The following is a 19,568-nucleotide window of genomic DNA, read 5'->3' as shown; positions in this document are numbered from 1 at the left end:
GACGAACCGAGCGGCACCAGGCCGGCGGAGCGGCGAAAGTCCCGGGGACGGGAGGGACCGCACCCGGGACAGCTCTTCCGACCGCTAGTTCAGGACCCTGAACGACACCGCCGTGCTTACGCCGACGTTGCCCCTCGCATCCGTGGCCTTCGCCGTGGCCTTGTAACTACCGTTGGGATAGGCCCGTGAGTTGATCGAGGCTTCCCACACACCCGGTGAGGTTTGCACACCGGTTGCGACCTGCACGTTCGCGACCCAGAAGGTCACTCCGGTGACACCGACATTGTCGTTGGCCGACGCCCGGACCGGCACCGCTCCCGAGACCGTGACACCCGACGCAGGCGACGTGATCGCCACCGTTGGTTTCGTCGTATCGGTCGGCGTTGGGGTCGGCGTCGGCGTCGGGGTCGGGGTTGGAGTGGGGGTGGGTGTCGGCGTCGGTGTCGGCGTTGGCGTGGGTGTTGGAGTCGGCGTCGGAGTCGGCGTTGGCGTTGGCGTTGGCGTTGGCGTCGGCGTCGGCGTTGGCACCGTGCCGGACGGCACCGTCGACGCGAAGTACCCGAAGTACTTGTTGCCCACCTGGCTTAACGGGTCACCCGCGTAGGTCCGGCCACGCGTGGTCGCCGCGGCCTGCGCCTGCCCGATCACCGTCTGCAGCACCTGTGGCACCGACGTGCCGACACACGCGCCACCCGGACGCAGGCAGTTGAGCACAACTCCCGTCGCGGCCGCACTCGACATGCTCGTTCCCGACTGGATGAAGTCGTAGCCATTGCCCTTCTTCGTCGTATACGGGCACGTCCCGTTGAGAGCGAGGGTGTGCGCCCTATCCGCGGCCGACACGGCGTAGTTACTCTTCGACGCTGGCTTGTCGTCCGGCGCCGTGATGCCCGGGCAGTTCGGCGATCCGACGCCGCCCGGCTTGCCGTCGTAGTTCACGACATTCGTCGCGGTCAGGACTTCGTCGTAGGCCGCTGGCACTGTGGTCGCCAGGTCGGTCGCGCTGTTGCCGGCCCCGGCCACCACCACAATCCCCGCTGCGGTCAGGTCGCAGATCTGCTGGTGTGCAACGTCTCCGTTGGTGCGTCCGCAGTTGCCGTCGTCGACGCCCGGGTAGCCGAGGCTGAGGTTCGCCACGCGAATGTTGTAGGTCGCTGCGTTCGCCTTGAGCCAGTTCACCGCACAGGTGAACATGTCGGGCGTTCCCTTGTTCTTGGCGTCGAGAATCCGAATCGAGTAGATCGGCACGCCGGGCGCGATCCCGACGATACCTTTATCGTCATCGATAGCACCGATGAAGCCGGACACGCCTGTTCCGTGCCCATTGGCATCCGCTCCCCCTCCGCTTCCCGTGCAGTTCACCTGCGCCTGCAGATTGAGGTCGGTGTGCGTGCTCACCCCGCTGTCGATGACGGCGACGGCCGGGCCGTCCCACGCGCGGTTCGCCGACCCCGCCGACACGGGTGGCAGGTTCGCCTCGTGCGACGCAATCACCGAGGGAATCGTTTCGGCGCCCCACGCCGGTGTCGAAATGCCGAGCGGAAGCGCGAGAGCAAGAATGCCTACGGCAACGGATGCCACGTGGCGGCGTGACCGAGACCGCGTGCGCTTCTCGGCGGTGAGTGTGGTCATGGGAACCTGTCCTTCTTCAGCGGAGGTGGGTTATCGAGAACCGCCCGGTAGGCGGCCAGGGTCTGTGCGGCGATGGCGGGCCAGGCCAGCGCAGCGAGGTTCGGGGACTCGCCTCGTTCGGTATCGCGGAGCCAGACGGCGACGTCATCGAGCACCTCCGCGGTGAGGCTCCCCTCGAAGGTGTAGACCCAGTCGGCGCCGACCTGCTGCTGCAGTTCGGTCATCGCGCCGATCGCCGGAACGACGACGGGCCGGTCGGCGCTGAGCGCAAGAATTGCTGACCCGGAGTTCTGGACGCGCGAGTACGGCAACACGACGACGTCGGCCGCCCGCAACCAGGTGGCGAGGCGGTCGTCGGGGAGAAACTGCAGGTCGAGGATTACCGAGTCAGTCCCGGCCGCTGCGGTGCTGAGCGCGTCGCGCAGTTCGGCGTCGGCGGGTTTGCCGGCGATCGCGAGGATCTCGGTCGGGAAAACGTCGAGCTCAGCTCCGGCGGGCACCCTGGCGGCTCGGCGGGCGAACACGTCCACGAGGTGCGGCAAGTTCTTGTAACTGCGGATCTGGCCGACGCTCACCATCACCGTGCCGTCGGGCACACCGAGGGCGCGACGCGCGTCGGCCCGTGACGCCGAGAAGTTGTAGCTGTCGCGGTAGTCGCCATGTGGAGTGACGAATGCGGGCACCGCGCGCAGCTCCGGGTATGCCGTTCGGGCCGCAGTGATGCCGTCGGTGGTGAGCGCGAGGATGCCGTCGACGTTGCCGAGCAGCAGTCGGGAGTACCAGCTGCGGATGCGCGGGGTCGAGCGGTTTTCGTGGGACGCGATGTTGTGTACGGTCCAGATCAGCCGGGTTCCGTTTCGCCGGGCCACCGTCAGGAAGGAGAAGAACAGCACGAGCCGGGCGATCTGTCGCCACCGGCGGGGACCGGAGAGGAAGGTCAGGTCTGGCCAGTGCAGGTGCACGATGTCGGTGCGGCGCCAGAGCAGGCGGAGGTAGCCGAGGTCGCGCACCTCCGCAGCGCCTTTCGGCATGGCCGCGTAGAGCCGGGCGTTGTACGGGTTCGCGTGCTGGGTGCGGAACGCGGGTTCGGCCTCAACCCGTAACGGCTGGTTGCGCGCGGTTCGCTCGGGCGCGAGCCGGTGCGGCGGGGTCCGTCCGAAGAGGGCGGCTTCGGCATCCGGGTAGCCGGTGCGCCACTTCGCGCGGGCTCGCCAGACGGTGAGCCAGGTGCGTTTGGGCGATCGGGTCGCGATCTCGAGCGCGGCGCGAAGAAGGGATCCGGCCTGCAGCAGCACGATGCCGAGCCGCGCACGCGCCGGGCTCCACGAGCGTGTGAGCAGCGTCACCTTGCCGGCCATCACGAGGCTCATCTTGCGGCCGGAGTTTCCGGTCGATCCGCCGACGTCGTGGACGATCACGGCGCTCGGCACGATGACGGGCCGTAAGCCGAAGCGGCGAGCGCGCACCGAGAACTCGGCGTCCTCGCCGTAGAGGAAGAACCGCTCGTCCATCCGCCCGATCGCCGCGAAGGTGTCACGGCGGATGAGTGTGAGGCACCCGGTGATGATCGGCACTTCGCGCACGCTGTCGCGTTTCCACTCACCGAGCGACTCCGGGTCAAAGAGCAGCGAGTGCTTGAACGCCGTGGACAGCCCGAGCGCAAACGAGGTGAGCGACCACAGCGTGGTCTCGCCCCAGGCCGAACTCGGGTCGACGGTTCCGTCGGGCCGCAGGGTGCGTCCGCCGTAGAGCCCATAGTCGGGGTTCCGCACCGCGAACGAGACCAGTGAGCGGAGCGAACCCGGAATGACGACGGTGTCGGGATTGAGCAGCAGGATGTACTCGTCGGTCGACGCGTCGACCCCACGGTTGACGCCCCGCGCGAAGCCGAGGTTCTCGCCAGCTTCGACCACCACGGCAGCCGGGAACCGTTCGCGGATTGCGTCGGCGCTGCCGTCGACCGAACCGTTGTCGACGACGATCACGGTGAGGTTGTCGAGCGGTGGCGGCGACGGCGGACCCAGTCGCCGCATCGCCCTCGACTCGGCATACACCGACTCGATGCACTCGAGTGTCTGCTCTCGGGTATTGAAGTTGACGATGATCACCGACACCGAGGGCTGGGTCATGCGATGCCCGCCCGGTCGAATGTGCTTCCTGGTTGCGACGCCTGAGAGTCGGTGCCGGCGCCATCCGGTTCGGCAGGCGCTGCCGGCCGATGCCCGATCACCCTCGCGGGTACCCCGCCGGCGATGCAGTTCTCCGGCAGGTCGCGCGTGACAACGGCCCCGGCTCCGACGATGGCCCCGGCCCCGATCGTCACCCCGGCCGTGACCACGACGTTGGCACCGAGCCAGACGCCCGGCCCGATCACAATGTCTTTCTCGATCTTCGGTTGGTCCATTACCGGAGTGCCGCGGACAATGCCGTAGTTCGACGCCGTGATCGTGACGTTCGGCGCGAGCAGGGTCTTCTCCCCGAGCACCACCCGCGACTGCGTGTTGCCGGCCCAGATCACACTGCCCTCACCGAGGTGCGATCCGGCGCCGAGGTAGATCCGCTCGGCGTTCCGAAACGACACCGTCGGCCCGAACGATACGTTGGCGCCGCGGTGCAGCTTCCGCACCTCCTGCACCCAGCTGTATCCGTAGAAGTGCGCGAGCCGCACCGCATGCACGAGCGTTCGCGGGTCGAGCACCGATCGCAGCACCCCGCCGAGTCCCTTAGACGCCACTGCGCACCTCCTGTGAGTTCTCGGCCGGGGTCGGCGATTTGGCCGCCGCCGTACCGATGGCTGTATGAAAAACGCGCGCGACAGCATCCGTCGCCCGATCGATATCGAGATCCGTCCGCGCCAGAACGGCCACCGCAAACGTGTTCGCGTAGGTGGTGGTGAACACGGCGATGCGATCGTCGAGGTCAAGCACGGGCCACAGGGTGATCGACGTCACCTCGGCCGGCCCGAAATACTGCCGGCGCGCATGCATCGGCAGGTGTGACGCATACCCCGCCCAGTCACGCGGCGACACCGTATTCGTGTTGCCGGTCTTCACGGCTGTCGTCAGTTGTTCTGACACGGATGCCACCAGCTCCGACAGATTCTCCGTCGCGGTCACCACCACACGAACCATCGAGATGTGATTGCGTGCCGCCGCCTCGCGTCCCAGTGAGAGCGGCACGGTGAGCGCGTGTTCACGAGCATCGGGGTGCAGGGCGGCGAGCGCCGCGAACGCCGCGGCCACGGTGAGGATGGTGGGACTCGCGCCGAACTGCCGGGCGATCCCGCGCACGGCGGAGGCGTCGAGCAGGAGCATGCGGGAGTTGTGGGGCTCGACCATCCGGTCGGCCAGGCCGGAGCGCACGAGGTAGAGGTTCTTGAGTGGCCTGATCAGTCGACCTCCCAGGCGCCTCAGCCGCTTTTTCACCGGTTTGCGGCGGTAGTCCTGCCACGCGTCTGCCCGGGTTGCGTGCCGGGAGCGCCAGGCGGCGTAGTGCCCGCGGAGCAGCTCGAGCTGGGTGGCGGGCGCCCGGGTGGTCGGAACCGCTGGCTCGGCGGCACTCTCACCGGGGGTCGATGGTGCCGGCGTGAGGAGACCCGAGATCATCTCGATGCCCGAGATGCCGTCGCCGACCGAGTGGTGGATCATGCCGATGAGCGCGATCCGGCCGTCGTCGAGGTCAGCGACTGTGATCGACCAGAGCGGTCGGGAGGGGTCGAGCCGGCTCGCCGCTCCGGAGAGGAGGTTGGCGTCGGGGCCGGCCGGGTAGACGCCGTCGAGCACCCGCACATGCCAGTCCAGGTCGACGTTGTCGGCGGGCACCCAGGCCGGCGTCGCCAGTCCGAGGGCGACCCGTTGCAGGCGTTGCCCGGTGGCCGGAACGCCGCGGCGGCGTTCGTCGACGATGCGGCGGATGAGGTCGGCGTCGATGCTGCCGTCGGCCCGGCGCAGGGCGTCGCCCGGCACGATCATGGCAAGCGCCGGGCGGGCGATTCGAAAGACCACCTCGTTCGCGAGGAACTTTTCGTCGAGGACCCGCAGCGGCTGCACCGAGACGGGCAGGGCGGATGAGTCAGCGCGCATCCGTGTGCCCTTCTCTCGAGAGCGGTGCGGGTGCGTTCGACGCTCCGGCCGGGTCATCGGACTCCTGGGCAGGGCCGCCGGACAGCACGATTGGCGCGGGACGGCTCGCGTCGACGAAGAGTTTTCCGTCGAGCCGCAACCGCGACCCGCGCCGGTAGCCGCGCACAATGCCGGTGGCCATCGCCAGCTCGGCTCGGGCTCGGGCGCGTCGGCGGGGCAGCGCCCGAGCGGCCTTGCGCAGTTGCCGACTGAGCACCACGGTGAGCATCACCCGGCCGATTGACTTGTCGATGCGGCTCCACTTGTTGGCGAGTGCCCCCATGCCGAGGCCGTAGCCGTGCAGCAGCTCCCGGTAGTTCTCGCCCACGCGGGTGAAGACGTGGTGCACGATGCTGTCGGGCTCGTGCACGATGCGCCAGCCGTCGTCGATCATGCGGCAAAACGCGTCGAGGTCCTCGGCGCCGGCGAGCTCGCGCCCCGCACCGAGCACCTCGTCGAACCCGCCGAGAGCGAGCAGGGGCTTCCGTCGGAACGCCATCAACGCGCCGTGCCCGGCGTCGAGTCCGTCAGCCACATCGGTGAACCGCCACTTGTGCGTGTAGGCCTGCTCTGAGCCGACCTTGGTGTGGTCGAGCATCCGCCCGGTGACCACGCCGACGTCCGGCGCGTCGAAGTGCCGCAGCATCGCCTCGAGCCAGCCCGCGGTGACCACGCAATCGTCGTCGGTGTAGACGACGATCTCGCGCTCGGAGGCGCGGAGGCCAACGTTGCGGGCGATGCTCAGGCCGCGGATGTCAGTGCGCACGGTGCGAACGCCGGCTTCACGCGCCACGCGCCCAGTGGCATCCGTTGTCGATCCTGAATCAACGACGACAACCTCAACGTCCGGCGACGTCACAGACACGACCGACGCGAGAGCGTCCCGCAACAGGCGGGGGCGCTCCCTCGAGCAGAGAATCAGTGTGACGTCAGCCGGATGCGCCATGCAGCCTGCTTCCTCGTGATGACCAGGGCGCCTCGACCGAGTCGCGGTGCACCGAGCCGTGTGACGTGCTCATGCGCGCAACGCCGTCGCGAAGCTCGGGGTATTCGCCCGTGCCGGGGTGCAGGCCGCCGGGGCGCGCCGTGTATCCCTCGGGTCGCAGCTGGGCGAGTGCCTGCCGGTAGAGGTCGACGAGCACGATGCCGGCGGCCTGCCAGGTGAGGGTCGGCGCGTGCGCGAGAACGCCCTGCTTGAGCGCCCGCCGCCAGCGTTCGCTGCCGAACACGAGGTCGATCTGTGAGCTCAGCGTTGCAACGTCGCCCGGGGTGTGCAGCAGCCCGTTGACGGCGTGCTCAACCATGGCGCCGCTCGCCTCGGACACCAGAGGGATGACGCCGGCGCCCTGCGCCTCATACGTGACGAGGGCGCTGCCCTCCTCGATCGTCGGCAGCAGCAGGATGTCAGCTTGTGCGTAGACTCGCGCCGGCCGGTCGGTGAATTCGCGAACCTCAACCGAGGGGTGGGCGAGCTGTTCGGCGAGCATCTCCCGATAGCCGGGCACAAAGTTGCCGTAGATGAGAAACCGCCCGGTCTCACTGGCCTTCGACGCGAGCCAGGCGTCGAGCGCGAAGTGCAGGCCCTTGCGGGGTTCACACCGGCCGAGGAACACGGCAGTGAACGGCCGGGCCGCGTCGACTCGAATCGGCACCCGGATGACCGCCGGGTCAAATCCGTAGCGGTGCCGCAGCAGCCGTGAGTTGTCGAACCCCCGGTCGAGGAACGATTGCGCAACGGCGTCCGACGGAACGAGCAGGCCATGCGCTGCCGCGTACTCCCGGTCTTCGAGCACGAGCCGATCACCGTCGTAGTGGTGCGACCAGCCCTGCGGCACCGGGAGCCCGAGCCGCGCGTACTCCCGCCCGACCACCTCGTAAGCGTGCGCCGTGTGGGTGTTCGGCACCTCACGGAGTCCCGGGATCCCGCGATCCTGCGCGGCATCCAACGTGCGAGCGGATGCCAGTGGCCAGGCATGCACAATATCGAACGATTCCTGATGCACTCGCGTTGCTGCCCGGCGATCGTGCCAGCCGAATGCCCGCATCCGCCCAACGGCGCGGTGCGGCACCCGGCGCCCGCCGAGCACCATGGTCTGCTCCACCTCGCGCACCCCGGTCACCGGCTGCGCCACGCTCGCGGCCACGAGGGTGACGGTGTGGCCGGCGCGAACGAGCTCGCGAACCTGGTTCCACGCGGTCTGGCCAATGCCCGGGCTGCCGAACGCGTGCGGAAAGCTGTACAGAATCCGGAGCGGCCGGCCGTCCGCTCGCGGCACCGGGGGCGTGCCTGTCGGCTGCGTGGCCATGCGTCCTCCCCCGCTCGGGTAGCTGGGTGCCGATTTTCGCGTCCCCGAAGGGGCGTGAGCAACCGTCATGAAATTTACAAGTAGTGCTCGCCGGTTTGACCACAGCCGACCGATTGTTAATATACTCGTAATACTGAGGGTTCCTCAATTTTACGTCGGGCCTCCACGATGGAGGAGGGCACCACGGCCCGCCCAGCCCCGGGGCAGCTGTCCCGCCAGAAAGAAAGCCGAGATCGATGGACGTTCCTCTCTACTTGCGAGTGCTCTGGAGCTACAAGTGGCTGCTCCTCGTCGGCATCATCGTCGCGGCGTTCGTCGGCGGCATCGTCGGCTACAGCTACGTCGACGGCCAACTGCAGCCTCGCGCGGTTCAGACCTACCGCGCCTCGACCACGGTCCTCGTCGGCAGCCCGCAACAGCCGCTCTACCAGTCGGTTATCCCCGGCGCCCCGGTGCAGGAGGGCGTCACCCCGACGGTGACCCGCGACCTCGTATCCACCACGGTGGTCTACGCCTACATCGTCTCGGGTTCCGAGATCCGCACGCGGGTTGAGGGCGTCGTCGGATCCTTCGCCGACGACGAACAGGTCACAGCCGTTCGTCGCACGACCCAACCGGCCGGCGACGAGTCCTTCCCCGGCCGCCTCACCTTGCCGATCCTCGACATTGTCGGCTCCGCGCACTCACCGGCCCGCGCGGAGGAAATCTCCCGCGCGGCCAACACCGTCTTCCAGGAGTACGTGCGTGCCGAGCAGGACGCCACGGCACTGCCTGAGGCCGAGCGCGTGCAACTGCAGACCTTGCGCGAGAGCGAAGCCACCGAGGTTGAGGGCAGCAACCCGCTCATCCCGGTGATCCTCACGGCGTTTGGTGTGCTCCTCCTCGTCATCGCACTCATTTTCGTGCTCTACAACATTCGGGTCAGCCGCGAGAAGCGTCGAGCAGCCGCTGGCCGGTCGAAGGGCAGGAACACCGCTGAGACGCCGGTCGATGAGAGCGCAGACGGCAGCGAGCCGACAACCGGGACCGGCGAACCGGCCTCGGTCGACACGGCCGGTGGCGCATCCGAGGACGGCAGCATCGCCGAACCGTCCCGCGATGAGCCGAAGCGGTCCGACGACACTCCCGCGTACGTCTAGGCCGCGATGAGTATCGTGCGGGCGCAACGTGCGTCGCCGGAGAAAGGGCCCGATCGCACGCCGGACGCTCCGCCACCGACGACAGAGCCGGCTGGCGGGGGGCCCCTCAGTTCGCGCCTCGTCGGCGAGCGCATCCGCGACGCCGTGCTCAGCTTCCGGCCGAGCCGCTCGGGTATCGCGCTGACCTTTCTGGCAGCCGTCGTGCTGTTCATCCCGGTCCGGCGATACGCCGTCCCGATTCCGCTGCCGTTCGCCCTCGAGCCCTACCGGCTCGTCATCGTACTGATCGTGGTCATCGTCGGGGTGGCCCTGCTCATCGACCGCACATTCACCTGGCGCCCCATCGCCTTCGGCGCACCGCTGCTCTTCTGGCTCGTCACCATGATTGTGTCGGTCGCGGCCAACGCCACAGACATCACCGAGGAAGGCCTCGCCTCCGGCGCGATCGGTGCGCTCGGCAACTACGCCATCGTCGTGTCGCTGCTCTACCTCACCCGCCAGCTCCTCCGCTCCCCGCGCACTGTGAACACGCTGCTGACCGCCCTCACCGTGTTCTCCGGCATCGTCGGCTTCTTCGCCCTCGTCGAGAAGGTCACCCGGGAGAACATCTTCATGAAGCTCTCGACCTTCCTCCCGCTCGAGATGCTGCGCGATGAAGGTGAGGCGTTCCGCGCCGGCGGGGCCCGGGCATACGCATCGGCGCAACACCCCATCGCGCTCAGCGTCATGCTCTGCATGCTCATCCCGATCGCGATCTACCTGGCCCGCTACGCCGCGTGGCCGCTCAACATCTACAACCGCAAGATCTTCTTCGGCGGCATCGTCGCCCTGCAGCTCTTCGGCATCGCGGCCGCCGTGTCCCGCACCGCCGTCGTCACCCTCGCCGTCATGTTCCTCCTCATCCTGGTGCTGAGACCGGTACTCGGCATCGTGCTGGCGAGTTTCGCGCTGCCGGCCGTCGTGGTGGCCGCCGCGGTCATTCCGAAACCGTTTGAGGCCATGTTCGGCGGCTTCCTCGACCCCGACGCCCTCATCGCCTCACAAAAAACCTCCCCCGGGTTCACCGGCGCCGGCCGCCTGGCCGACCTCGACCCGGCATTCGAGATCGTGTCGCATCAACCATTCTTCGGCTCCGGCCTTGGTTCGCGCATCGTCATCGGCGATACGGCCAACTCGTTCATCCTCGACAACCAGTGGCTCGGCACCCTCATGGAAGTCGGCGCCCTCGGTGTGCTCGGCGTCGTGGTGCTGCTGCTCGTCCCCGCCGGCCGGCTCATCGCCTACGCGTTTCGGCCCGCGCACTCGCCGCAGTACACGGCACTTGCCCTGGCCCTCGCGATCTCGGTGATCGGTTACGCCACGGCCATGTTTTTCTACGATGCGTTCGGATTTTTCCAGACCTTTATGCTGCTCTTTCTGCTGCTCGGGGTCGGCGCGTGGGTGCTCACGGAGGCACCACCGCGACACAGTGTGGTCGGGTCAGCGTCGGGGCAGGTGCTGGCCCGGCCACGTGACGGCCGTCGCCGTCGGGTGGGGTGAGGGCCATGCGCATGAGCGTGGTCATCCCGGCCCACAACGAAGAGACGGTGCTCCCCCGCCTCCTCACTGAATTGCGAGCGGATGCCACGCTCTCCGTCGTGGTTTCGGCCAATGCCTGCACGGATGACACGGTCGCGGTTGCCCGGGCCGTGGGAGGTGACACGGTGCAGGTGATCGCCACAGAGACCCCGTCAAAGACCGTCGCGCTCAACGCGGGCGACGTCGCGGCCGGTGACCTCTTCCCCCGCGCGTACGTCGACGCCGACGTCATCGTGTCCGTCGCCACCCTCCGCGCCCTCGCCGATGCACTGGCCGGTCGCGAGGGCCCGTTCGTGGCCGCGCCGCGACTGCGCGTTGACACCTCGGCGTCAAGCTGGCCGGCCCGGGCGCACTACCGAATCTGGGCGCTCTCCGACTTCCGGCTGGCCGGGCACGTCGGCTCGGGCATCTACGCGGTGACCGCTGAGGGCCGCGCACGCTTTGGCGCGTTCCCTGACGTCATCGCCGACGACCGGTACGTGCAGCAACTGTTCAGCCCGGCCGAGCGAATCACCGTTGACGCCGAGTTCGTTGTGCGCGCCCCGGCAACTCTCCGCGCACACATCCGCCGGGCCACCCGCATTGCCGCCGGCAACCGGCAGCTCGTCCGCCGCGCCGAGGTGGCCCGGGCCGCCGGCACCCGGTCGGCGCACCTCGTGGCCGCAGCCGCCCCGCCCGCCAGCTCCCGCGCGACCGGCTACCTCAATCTCATCGGCCGGGTGGCGGTTCGCCCGCACCTCTGGCCGGCGTTCCTCGTCTATTGCGTGGGATACGGCATTCCCCTGCTGTTGGCCACCCGGTCCGAGCGGCGGGGCCAGCTGCCGGGCTGGAACCGTGATGAGACGAGTCGGGCATGAGGCCGCCGCGCCAACCGGGAACGCACGCAGGGCGGGCAGAATCGGTTACGGACGCCGACGCATCCGCTCGCCCCTCTGACGGACTGGGCCGGCAGGCCAGCCGCGGCGTGCTCGTGACGATGGGCGGCACCTGGTCGAAGACGATCCTGCAGACCGTGTCGACCGTGGTGCTCGCGCGGCTGCTCGACCCCAGCGACTTCGGCCTCATCGCCATGATCATGGCCATCGTCGGGGTTGCCGACCTCGTGCGGGACTTCGGAATGACCGGAGCGATCATCCAGGCCAAGAAGCTCAACGACCGCACCTGGTCGAGTGTGCTCTGGCTCAGTGCCGGCATCGGTGTGATCGGCACGGCGCTCATCGCCCTGTGCGCCCCGCTCATCGCGGCGATCTACGACGAGGAGCGACTCGTGCTGCTGTCGATCGCCGTCGCGCCCACCCTGCTCATCAACGGGCTCGCCATGCCGCTGCAGGCCAAGGTGCAGCGCGACCTCAAGTTCGGGGTGCTCGCGCGGATCGACGTGGTCTCGATGGCGCTTGGCGTCGGCCTGTCGATCGTCGCGGCCCTGGCCGGCTGGGGTGTCTGGTCACTCGTGGTGTTCACCGGGGCCGCGAGCGTTTACCGGCTGATCGCGCTGTGGACGGCCGCGCACCCGCACTGGGGTCGCCCGCACATCGACCGGGCCGTTGTGCCGCTGCTCACGACGGGCGGCTCGATCTTCGGGGTACAGCTGCTCAACTATCTTGCCCGCAACGTCGACAACGTCGTGATTGGGCGGCAACTCGGCTCCGATGTGCTCGGTCAGTATTCGCGCGCATACGCCCTGTTCATGCTCCCGCTGCAGCAGCTCAACGGCCCGCTTGGCCGCGTGGCGTTACCCGTTCTGAGTCGGCTGCAGGATGACGGGCCGCGCTACCGCCGGTACATCCGCGCCGCCCTGATGGTGATCGCCTACCTCACGCTACCCGCGTTTGCGATCGCGGCCGCGCTGGCGCATCCGCTCGTCCTCCTCCTTTTGGGGCCGCAGTGGGACGCAACAGCGACGATCTTCGCCCTGCTCACCATCGCCGGGGTGGCGCAGGCTATCGGCAACGTGCAGGGCTGGATCTACATCTCGCTCGGCCGCGCCCACCGGCAGCTCGTCTACTACATCGTCTCCCGGCCCGTGATTATCGGCTCGTTCTTCGTCGGACTGTGGTGGAACGGCGTGAACGGTCTCGCGCTCGCATACGGCCTCGTCTCGCTCGCCGTGCTCGTTCCCGGCTTCGCCTGGGCCATTCGCGGCACCTTCGTCACCGGGCGCGATGTTGTGCTGCCCGTCCTGCGCCCGGCGGCGCTCGTGCCCTTCGCCTTCGCCGCTGCGTGGGCCACCGGTGCCCTCGAGCTCCCGGCCCTGCTGCACGTGCTGGTTGGCGGCGTGGCCGGGCTGGTTCCCCTGGGCCTGGCCATGGCGATTCCGGCGTACCGGCGCGACCTCGCCCAGATCCTCGACTTTGTGAAGCAGACCCGAAAGCCCGCGGCCGCAAGCGGCACACCGATGAGCGAACGAGGGACCGCCTGATGCGAGCACACACAGTGTCGATACGGATGCTGATCGCCACCGTCGCCACCGCCCTCGTGCTCGCCGGATGTTCGGCACCGGCACCGAAGCCCACCGCCGTGCCGTCGACCGAGCCGGCGCCGTTCACCATCTCGGCCATCGCGTCACTCGGTGACTCGATGAGCCTCGCGGTCAACGCGTGTGACCGCAGCGGCAGTTGCCCTGAGGCGTCGTGGTCGACGGGCACCGACCCCGAAGTGCAGTCGCTCGCCTCGCGGGTGGCCTCAACCAGCGGCTCGGCTCCCACCGTCGAGGTGATCGCGAGTGACGGCGCCAGTGTCGAGAGCCTGCCCGACCAGGCCGCCCGCGCGGTCGAACTGCAGCCCGACCTCGTCACCGTGCTCATCGGGGCGAACGACGTGTGCGCGCCGTCCTACGACGAGATGACGCCAGAGGCAACGTTCACCGAAAACGTGAACACGGCATTCACCGCCCTGGCCACCGGGCTGCCCGATGCGCGGGTCTACGTGTCGTCGGTGCCGAACCTCGTGCGGCTCATCGACGCGAAGAAGGACGACCCGAGCGCCGTTGCTACCTGGAAGAAGATCGCCCAGTGCCGCTCGATCCTGTACAACGCCACGAGCAGCGAGCAGGCCGATGTTGACCGGCGTGCATCGATCTCGGCACTCATCGACACCTTCAACGGGGTGCTCGCCGACGCGTGCGCGGCCCACCCGCACTGCATCTGGGACGAGAAGGCCGCCTTCAACGTCGAGTTCACCGGCGCCGACGTCTCGACGATCGATTACTTCCACCCCTCGGTGGCCGGGCAGCAGAAGCTCGCGGCGGTGGCGTGGGATGTACTCAGTAATTCCGACGAGCTCTCCGACTCACCGGGCGACGGTGATGGCAAAGCCGCACCCAAGGACGCCGCGGAGACTGAGCTCGACCCGGCCGGCGCCACGGGATCGCGGCTCAGCGCGAAGGGGAAACTCACGGCGCCGGACGCTCTCGTCGCCGGACCGCAAGGTTCGGGCTCGAGCTGCTCGACCGGGTCACCGTGCTCGCTTGAGACCGCGCTCGGCAAGGCTGGCGAGGGCAGCGCGATCACGCTGGCCGACGGCAACTACGGCAGCATGGAACTCACCGGCGGCAGAAACCTCAAAGGCCTGGCGTCCGCGGTGGTCGTCGGCCCGGCGAAGGGTGCAACCCCCACCTTCGACCGACTCAAAATCGCCGTCCCCTCTGTGACCTGGCAGGGCATCACGGTCACCGGGGTGATGTATGTGAACAGGCCCGCCGTCGACACGCGACTCGAGAACATTCACGTGTCAGGAACCGGGTTGTTTGTTCGGTCGCAGAACGTCACCGTCAGCGACAGCCTGTTTGAGGGCGGATCGAGCGTCGATGGAATTCAGGTCGGCGGAGCATCCGACGTTCTGATTGAAAACAACGAAGTGCGCGACTACGACCAGAACAAGAACAACGGCCTGCACGCGGACTGCGTGCAAATCTTCGACAGTGAGACCATCACCTTGCGGGCCAACAAACTGAGCAATTGCTACAACGCGGGCATCATCCTGTCGTCGGGCAAGGGCACGGGGATGGCCGACATTCTCATCGAGTCGAACTTCGTGCAGGGCTGCATCGTGAAGAGCGCGAACTGCCAGGGCGGGTCGGCGGCCGACCTGCGCTATATCAAGACGACGAACCTTGTGGTGCGCAACAACTCGTTCTCGGGCGGATCGGTGCGGATCGACCCGCTGCCCGGGCTCGTCTTCGACCGCAACATCGTCGCCTACCTGGCCGACTGCGCGAGCCCGATGACGAATTCGATCGTCGAGAAGTGGAATGCGAAGTCCTGTTCTGAACCGGATGCCATCGGCTCGGACGGAAACCGCACGGGCGACGTGGTCTATGTCGATGAGGAGGGCGGCGACCTTCACCTTGAGCAGGCGGGCAGTGCCGAGATCACCCCGGCAGGGCCGCACGTGCCGGCGAGCGTCGACATCGACGGGCAGCCGCTCGAGCCGGTCGTCGCGGGGGCGGCAGCGACCCGGTAGTTGGGCACGGGTGGTCCCCGCTTCCCGCGCTCCCGCACCGCGCCCGGGCCGCGCCCACCACATGCCCGGGCCGGAAGTACCACTTTCTGCCGGTGCGCGCACCGCATGACCCGTCGCAACTGGTACTCCTGTGACGCCCCGATGCCGCACCCCTCGACCGAAGTACCAGTTGTTGCCGGTGCGAGCTCTCCCAACCCATCGCAACTGGTACTCCCGGCGCCGCCCGGTAGGTGCGTGCACTCAGTTCGCGGCCACCGGCACCCACCCGCGCTGGCTGAGCGCCACTCGCACCCGACGCACAACTTCGCCGGGGTTGCGTTGGAGTAACGCGTGTCGAACGCGAATGACTCGCCACCCGTTCTCCTCAAGTTTGGCGATGCGGTCGATGTCACGGTCGAACTGGTACCGGTTCTCGCGGTGTTGCTCTCCGTCGTACTCGACGATCACCTTGAATCCGGGATAGCAGAGGTCGACTCGGCCGAGGAACTCTCCCGCGTCGGAGTAGATCTCCTTGTTGATCTCCGGCTCGGGCAGACCCCACTCGATGAGGGTGAGTCGAAGGACCGTCTCTCGTGGGGACTCCACCCCCTCGCGTACCCGCTCAAGGGCCTTCCGCAGTTTCGCGGTTCCAGCTCGTGGCGTTCGGTCCACCGCGGCTTTCAGGCCGGTGCCCGTAGCGAGCGGCGTGTACACCGGGCGCTGGGCGTTGGGAGGCGACGTCTCGACGCCCCGCAGCAGGTAATCACCGACAGCAACCAATTCGTAGAGGGTGAGGACCGTCGCGAGTTCGGTCCAGGTCGATGCAGGCGCGGTGACGGGCAGTCCCAACCACTCCTGTGTGATGACGGTGCCCGGTGCAATGACATGTCCGACGACACCGATGCGACGCGGCGGATGCTGGGGCCTGAATGCGGAAACGTGCAGAATGCCGTCGTTCTGCAGCGACCACGGCAGCGGCATTCCCCAGATCAGCGCAGCGGTCTGGTGGCTAAAGAACTGGCCATTGGACAGGATGGTGGCGAGTGCTCGTGCACGTTGCAGCGGCTCGGGCACCATCGATGCAGGCATTCGCACGCCACGAAACGGCGCCTGCAGGTCCGATGCGTTCAGCCGCCCCGGGCTGACTCCAAGTTCGAGGGCGCGCGCCACGCTGATCGGCCCCTGCTGGATTGCCCGCGGAAGCGGCCGCCGTTCGGTCATGGATCGATGCTGTCGCAGATGAGTACTCGCCGCGCGGGTTATCCACAGCAACCCGGGTGCCGGTTGCCTCCGGTCGTTGCTGCCCTAGCCGAGGAAGCGCCAGTTGTTGGGAGTTGTGGGCGCGGCAACCCCGGCGTACTGGTACTTCTGCCGGGCAGCGCACTAAGCGCCATCCGCACGAGTGCCAGTTGTTGCGGGTGACGGCGGCGCGCACCCCTTTCTACTGGCGCTTTCGCACGAGCGGAGGCACGAACACGGGCACGCGAGCAGACATGGAAAACGAGGGCGCGGTGCGGCTGAGGGCGCAGCACCGCAACTGCGGCTCGAACGGCGACCCGAACCGATCGGGGCGGCCCGGGTCGCCGGCCCCTCACCGCGGACCAGGGGTCCGACGGCAGGCTTGGCGCAACTACACGGCCGCCAGCGACGGCACCAGTCCGTCGAGCGCAAAGTTGGGCGGATCAACCCGTTCCGCCGAGCGGACCGATGCCGCGATGAGCGTCTCGGTGTCGAGCTCCTCGGGCGGGCAGTTCACGGCCAGTCCGCGCCGTGACAGCTCGGCGGCGATCTGCTCCTGGTGGTCATCGATGTGCTCGCCGTAGCGCGCGAGCCGGGGCACGAGCACCGGAATCTTGCCTGCCTCGATGGCGGTGAGCGCCGCCCCGGTTCCGGCGTGTGCGACCACGACATCGGCCTCGGCGACCGCGTCGGCGAGTTCCGAATGCAGCACGCTGGCCCGACCGTCGATGCCGTATTCCGACACATCGGCCGCGCCGACCTGCCAGAGCACCTCACACCCGTCGAGCAGCGGAACAAGTCGGCGAAACAGCCGGTCGAACCCGTACGACTCCTGCGTGCCGAGGGAGACCACAACCTTGCGAATGGGCCGTTCCTCGCGTTCAGGCCCCGGCGCAAATTCGTCGAAGATGCTGCCCCGGTACGCCCAACTGCTCTCTGTCGCCCAAACCGGGTATTGCGAATACGTCTTGACTCGCGGCATCCGTGCGACAATCTTGCCGGTCAATGACGGACCTTCCGCTCGCGCGGCGCTCTCGATGTAGTGGCAGGGAATGCCGTGGGCCAGCGCGACGGGGAAGGCCGATACCGCAGGCGACGAACCCGTGCTGATCACGGCCGCGAACTTCTTGTGCGCCATCACCTTGGCGGCCAGGGCTGTGTTCTTCATGATGTTGAGGCCGTCGCGCGGTGCCGCGAAGTTCGCGAACACCCGGTCGGTTCCCTCGGTGAGCGTGCGGCTCAACCCGTTGTCGAAGGTGAACCAAAACTGGTTTCCCGGCGGAATGCCGATGCGGCGAGCCAAAGTATGGAGCTGCTTGAGGTGTCCACCACCCGAGCAGACGAACAGATACTGCGACATTGTGAACTCCCGAATTGTGCACAATTGATCGAACAAAGGACCGTACTAGTAGGCGCCATCACTCCTCACGACGGCGCGGACGGTGCGGAGGAGGATCATGAAATCCCCCGTCACCGACCAGTTTTCGACGTAATAGAGGTCGAGCTTGACGCTCTCCTCCCAGCTGAGATTGGAGCGGCCTGACACCTGCCACAGCCCGGTGATGCCCGGCTTGATGAGCAGGCGGCGCGTGGCGGCGTCTTCGTATCGCTCGACTTCACTCGGCAGTGGCGGGCGCGGCCCGATCAGGCTCATCTCCCCCACCAGCACGTTGACCAGCTGCGGCAGCTCGTCGAGGGAGAACCGCCGGATCACCCGTCCGACCCGGGTGATCCTCGGGTCGTTGCGCACCTTGAAGAGCACGCCGTTGCCCTCGTCCAGTTGCGAGATGTCGACGCGCCGCGCCTCGGCGTCTGGCACCATCGAGCGGAACTTGAGCATGGAGAACGACGTTCCACTGACGCCGATGCGACGTTGTTGGAACAGCACGGGGCCGCCATCCTCGAGCAGCACGGCCAGGGCGATCAGCCCGAACAGCGGCGCGAGCAGCACCAGCCCGCTCCCGGCGACCACCACATCAATGAGCCGCTTCACCGCATAGGTGAACCCGGTGTATTTGGGCAGTTGCACGTGAACCATCGGCAGGCCCTCGACCGGCCGCATGTGAATTCGCGGCCCTGCCACGTCGGTGAGGCTCGACACGAGAATCAGCTCGGTGCTCGAGTTCTCGAGCGACCAGCCAATCGTGCGCAGCTGCTCACTGCCACCGGGCAGGTTGCCGGCCACCATTACCGCCTTCGTGCGCGACAGTCGAGACGTGTCGGCGAGCTGTTCGAGATCGATTCCGGGCAATCCTTCGAAAACGGATGCCGGTGCATCCGTTCGCACAACCCCGATCGGTCGGTATCCGGCCGTGAGATTCGCTCGCAGCTGGTGAATCACCTCGCGAACGTCTGTCGTTGATCCCACCACCAGGGCACCGGTGAGGCACCGGCCCCTCACCCGCATGCGGGTCAACTGCACTCGCCAGAACTTGCGCCCGGCGAGGAGCAGCACGAGGCCGGTGGGCAGGGCGATGCCGAGGTAGCCGCGGGCCAGGTCGAGCTGGAGGAGGAACGCGATAATGGCGAGCAGGCCAAACGTGAGCAGGGTGGCGTTGGTGACGCGCTGGTATTCGGCGAAGCCGACGCCGACGAGGCGGGCGGCGCGGGAGCGGGTGGCCGAGAGGGTGATCAGCCAGACGGCGGCGATGGCCGCAGCGAGCACCGCATACTCGATGCCGGCGCCCGAGGCGTAGTCGAGACTGTCGGGGCCGAAGCGCACGACCTGGGCGAGGGCAAGGGCGGCCACGATCGCGAGCACGTCTGTGGCCGTTGTCGCCAGGAGGTAGCGCACGGGCCAGCGAAGCTTGAGCGGTTGCGCCAGGACGGAGAGCGACGGGGGCGCCTCGTCAGCAGCAGTGCCCGCGCCGGTCGGGCGCCGGCCGAGTGCGACGGGTGCCGCGTTCGGGGCAAACCGGGCGGGCTTCGGTGACGCAAGTGCGCTGCGCATACGCAAAACCAATCGGTCGCTGAGGGAAGTGAGTGCCCCACCAGTGCCTCGCACCCTCGGAATCGAGGTGTCGTGGCCCCCGTTTGAGGCATATTCTCACGCTAGCGCAGAACCTGAGGATTAATCAGGTTTAACTGAGAATGTAACCTGACGTTCTCTCGCG

At 67.8% G+C, this 19,568-nt stretch carries 14 protein-coding genes; 5 read left to right on the top strand and 9 right to left on the bottom strand.

Annotated elements, in window-relative coordinates:
• Positions 1 to 84 precede the first annotated feature (84 nt).
• Genes L1277_RS10790 through L1277_RS10765 form a run of 6 tightly spaced genes read right to left on the bottom strand, consistent with a single transcriptional unit; the run spans position 85 to position 8,059 of the window.
• Complete coding sequence (locus L1277_RS10790; RefSeq protein WP_253376392.1) at positions 85 to 1,632, bottom strand: Ig-like domain-containing protein; 1,548 nt, start codon at positions 1,630 to 1,632, stop codon at positions 85 to 87.
• Positions 1,629 to 3,761, bottom strand: a complete 2,133-nt coding sequence (locus L1277_RS10785) for a glycosyltransferase (protein ID WP_253376391.1) — start codon at positions 3,759 to 3,761, stop codon at positions 1,629 to 1,631. Before L1277_RS10785 ends, L1277_RS10790 begins: the two co-directional genes overlap by 4 nt.
• The gene (locus tag L1277_RS15720; RefSeq protein WP_308215094.1) at positions 3,758 to 4,366 is read right to left on the bottom strand and encodes an acyltransferase; all 609 of its coding nucleotides are present in this window, start codon (positions 4,364 to 4,366) and stop codon (positions 3,758 to 3,760) included. Before L1277_RS15720 ends, L1277_RS10785 begins: the two co-directional genes overlap by 4 nt.
• The gene (locus L1277_RS10775) at positions 4,356 to 5,771 is read right to left on the bottom strand and encodes a wax ester/triacylglycerol synthase family O-acyltransferase (protein WP_253376390.1); all 1,416 of its coding nucleotides are present in this window, start codon (positions 5,769 to 5,771) and stop codon (positions 4,356 to 4,358) included. The genes L1277_RS15720 and L1277_RS10775 overlap by 11 nt, the downstream gene beginning before the upstream one ends.
• Positions 5,704 to 6,699: a glycosyltransferase family 2 protein gene (locus L1277_RS10770; RefSeq protein ID WP_253376389.1), complete on the bottom strand. Its 996-nt coding sequence runs from the start codon at positions 6,697 to 6,699 to the stop codon at positions 5,704 to 5,706. The genes L1277_RS10775 and L1277_RS10770 overlap by 68 nt, the downstream gene beginning before the upstream one ends.
• Positions 6,683 to 8,059 carry a glycosyltransferase gene (locus L1277_RS10765; RefSeq protein WP_253376388.1) on the bottom strand — a complete coding sequence of 459 codons (1,377 nt, stop codon included), beginning with the start codon at positions 8,057 to 8,059 and terminating at the stop codon, positions 6,683 to 6,685. Before L1277_RS10765 ends, L1277_RS10770 begins: the two co-directional genes overlap by 17 nt.
• A 236-nt stretch (positions 8,060 to 8,295) precedes the next feature.
• On the opposite strand from L1277_RS10765, the gene L1277_RS10760 reads away from it, so the two are divergent.
• Genes L1277_RS10760 through L1277_RS10740 form a run of 5 tightly spaced genes read left to right on the top strand, consistent with a single transcriptional unit; the run spans position 8,296 to position 15,237 of the window.
• Complete coding sequence (locus L1277_RS10760) at positions 8,296 to 9,198, top strand: hypothetical protein (protein WP_253376387.1); 903 nt, start codon at positions 8,296 to 8,298, stop codon at positions 9,196 to 9,198.
• 6 nt (positions 9,199 to 9,204) lie between these two features.
• A complete protein-coding gene (locus L1277_RS10755; RefSeq protein ID WP_253376386.1) occupies positions 9,205 to 10,737 on the top strand; it encodes an O-antigen ligase family protein in 1,533 nt (510 codons plus the stop codon).
• Between the two features lie 5 nt (positions 10,738 to 10,742).
• Positions 10,743 to 11,633 (top strand): glycosyltransferase, encoded by an 891-nt coding sequence (locus L1277_RS10750; protein ID WP_253376385.1) that lies wholly within the window; start codon positions 10,743 to 10,745, stop codon positions 11,631 to 11,633.
• Positions 11,630 to 13,195: a lipopolysaccharide biosynthesis protein gene (locus L1277_RS10745; RefSeq protein ID WP_253376384.1), complete on the top strand. Its 1,566-nt coding sequence runs from the start codon at positions 11,630 to 11,632 to the stop codon at positions 13,193 to 13,195. The genes L1277_RS10750 and L1277_RS10745 overlap by 4 nt, the downstream gene beginning before the upstream one ends.
• Positions 13,195 to 15,237: a GDSL-type esterase/lipase family protein gene (locus L1277_RS10740; protein ID WP_253376383.1), complete on the top strand. Its 2,043-nt coding sequence runs from the start codon at positions 13,195 to 13,197 to the stop codon at positions 15,235 to 15,237. Before L1277_RS10745 ends, L1277_RS10740 begins: the two co-directional genes overlap by 1 nt.
• A gap of 240 nt (positions 15,238 to 15,477) precedes the next feature.
• Here the strand turns inward: L1277_RS10740 and L1277_RS10735 are convergent, their stop codons facing one another.
• The 3 genes from L1277_RS10735 to L1277_RS10725 form a co-directional block, all read right to left on the bottom strand.
• Positions 15,478 to 16,437 (bottom strand): endonuclease domain-containing protein, encoded by a 960-nt coding sequence (locus L1277_RS10735; RefSeq protein WP_253376382.1) that lies wholly within the window; start codon positions 16,435 to 16,437, stop codon positions 15,478 to 15,480.
• A gap of 409 nt (positions 16,438 to 16,846) precedes the next feature.
• On the bottom strand, positions 16,847 to 17,815 hold the full coding sequence (locus L1277_RS10730) for a glycosyltransferase (protein WP_253376381.1): 969 nt from the start codon (positions 17,813 to 17,815) through the stop codon (positions 16,847 to 16,849).
• A 45-nt stretch (positions 17,816 to 17,860) separates the two neighbouring features.
• Positions 17,861 to 19,405 carry a sugar transferase gene (locus tag L1277_RS10725; protein ID WP_253376380.1) on the bottom strand — a complete coding sequence of 515 codons (1,545 nt, stop codon included), beginning with the start codon at positions 19,403 to 19,405 and terminating at the stop codon, positions 17,861 to 17,863.
• Positions 19,406 to 19,568: the final 163 nt, after the last annotated feature.

This window comes from Okibacterium sp. HSC-33S16 (assembly GCF_024171565.1).
Classification (GTDB): Bacteria; Actinomycetota; Actinomycetes; order Actinomycetales; family Microbacteriaceae; genus Mycetocola_A.
The sequence above is the reverse complement of the archived record's forward strand: the minus strand, read 5'-3'. Positions and strand labels throughout refer to the sequence as shown.

Bases quoted from the DNA above. Each gene is read 5' to 3' on its own strand.
- L1277_RS10790 (WP_253376392.1), bottom strand. From the start codon at position 1,632: ATGACCACACTCACCGCCGAGAAGCGCACGCGGTCTCGGTCACGCCGC.
- L1277_RS10785 (WP_253376391.1), bottom strand. From the start codon at position 3,761: ATGACCCAGCCCTCGGTGTCGGTGATCATCGTCAACTTCAATACCCGA.
- L1277_RS10775 (WP_253376390.1), bottom strand. From the start codon at position 5,771: ATGACCCGGCCGGAGCGTCGAACGCACCCGCACCGCTCTCGAGAGAAG.
- L1277_RS10770 (WP_253376389.1), bottom strand. From the start codon at position 6,699: ATGGCGCATCCGGCTGACGTCACACTGATTCTCTGCTCGAGGGAGCGC.
- L1277_RS10765 (WP_253376388.1), bottom strand. From the start codon at position 8,059: ATGGCCACGCAGCCGACAGGCACGCCCCCGGTGCCGCGAGCGGACGGC.
- L1277_RS10760 (WP_253376387.1), top strand. From the start codon at position 8,296: ATGGACGTTCCTCTCTACTTGCGAGTGCTCTGGAGCTACAAGTGGCTG.
- L1277_RS10755 (WP_253376386.1), top strand. From the start codon at position 9,205: ATGAGTATCGTGCGGGCGCAACGTGCGTCGCCGGAGAAAGGGCCCGAT.
- L1277_RS10750 (WP_253376385.1), top strand. From the start codon at position 10,743: ATGCGCATGAGCGTGGTCATCCCGGCCCACAACGAAGAGACGGTGCTC.
- L1277_RS10745 (WP_253376384.1), top strand. From the start codon at position 11,630: ATGAGGCCGCCGCGCCAACCGGGAACGCACGCAGGGCGGGCAGAATCG.
- L1277_RS10740 (WP_253376383.1), top strand. From the start codon at position 13,195: ATGCGAGCACACACAGTGTCGATACGGATGCTGATCGCCACCGTCGCC.
- L1277_RS10735 (WP_253376382.1), bottom strand. From the start codon at position 16,437: ATGACCGAACGGCGGCCGCTTCCGCGGGCAATCCAGCAGGGGCCGATC.
- L1277_RS10730 (WP_253376381.1), bottom strand. From the start codon at position 17,815: ATGTCGCAGTATCTGTTCGTCTGCTCGGGTGGTGGACACCTCAAGCAG.
- L1277_RS10725 (WP_253376380.1), bottom strand. From the start codon at position 19,405: ATGCGCAGCGCACTTGCGTCACCGAAGCCCGCCCGGTTTGCCCCGAAC.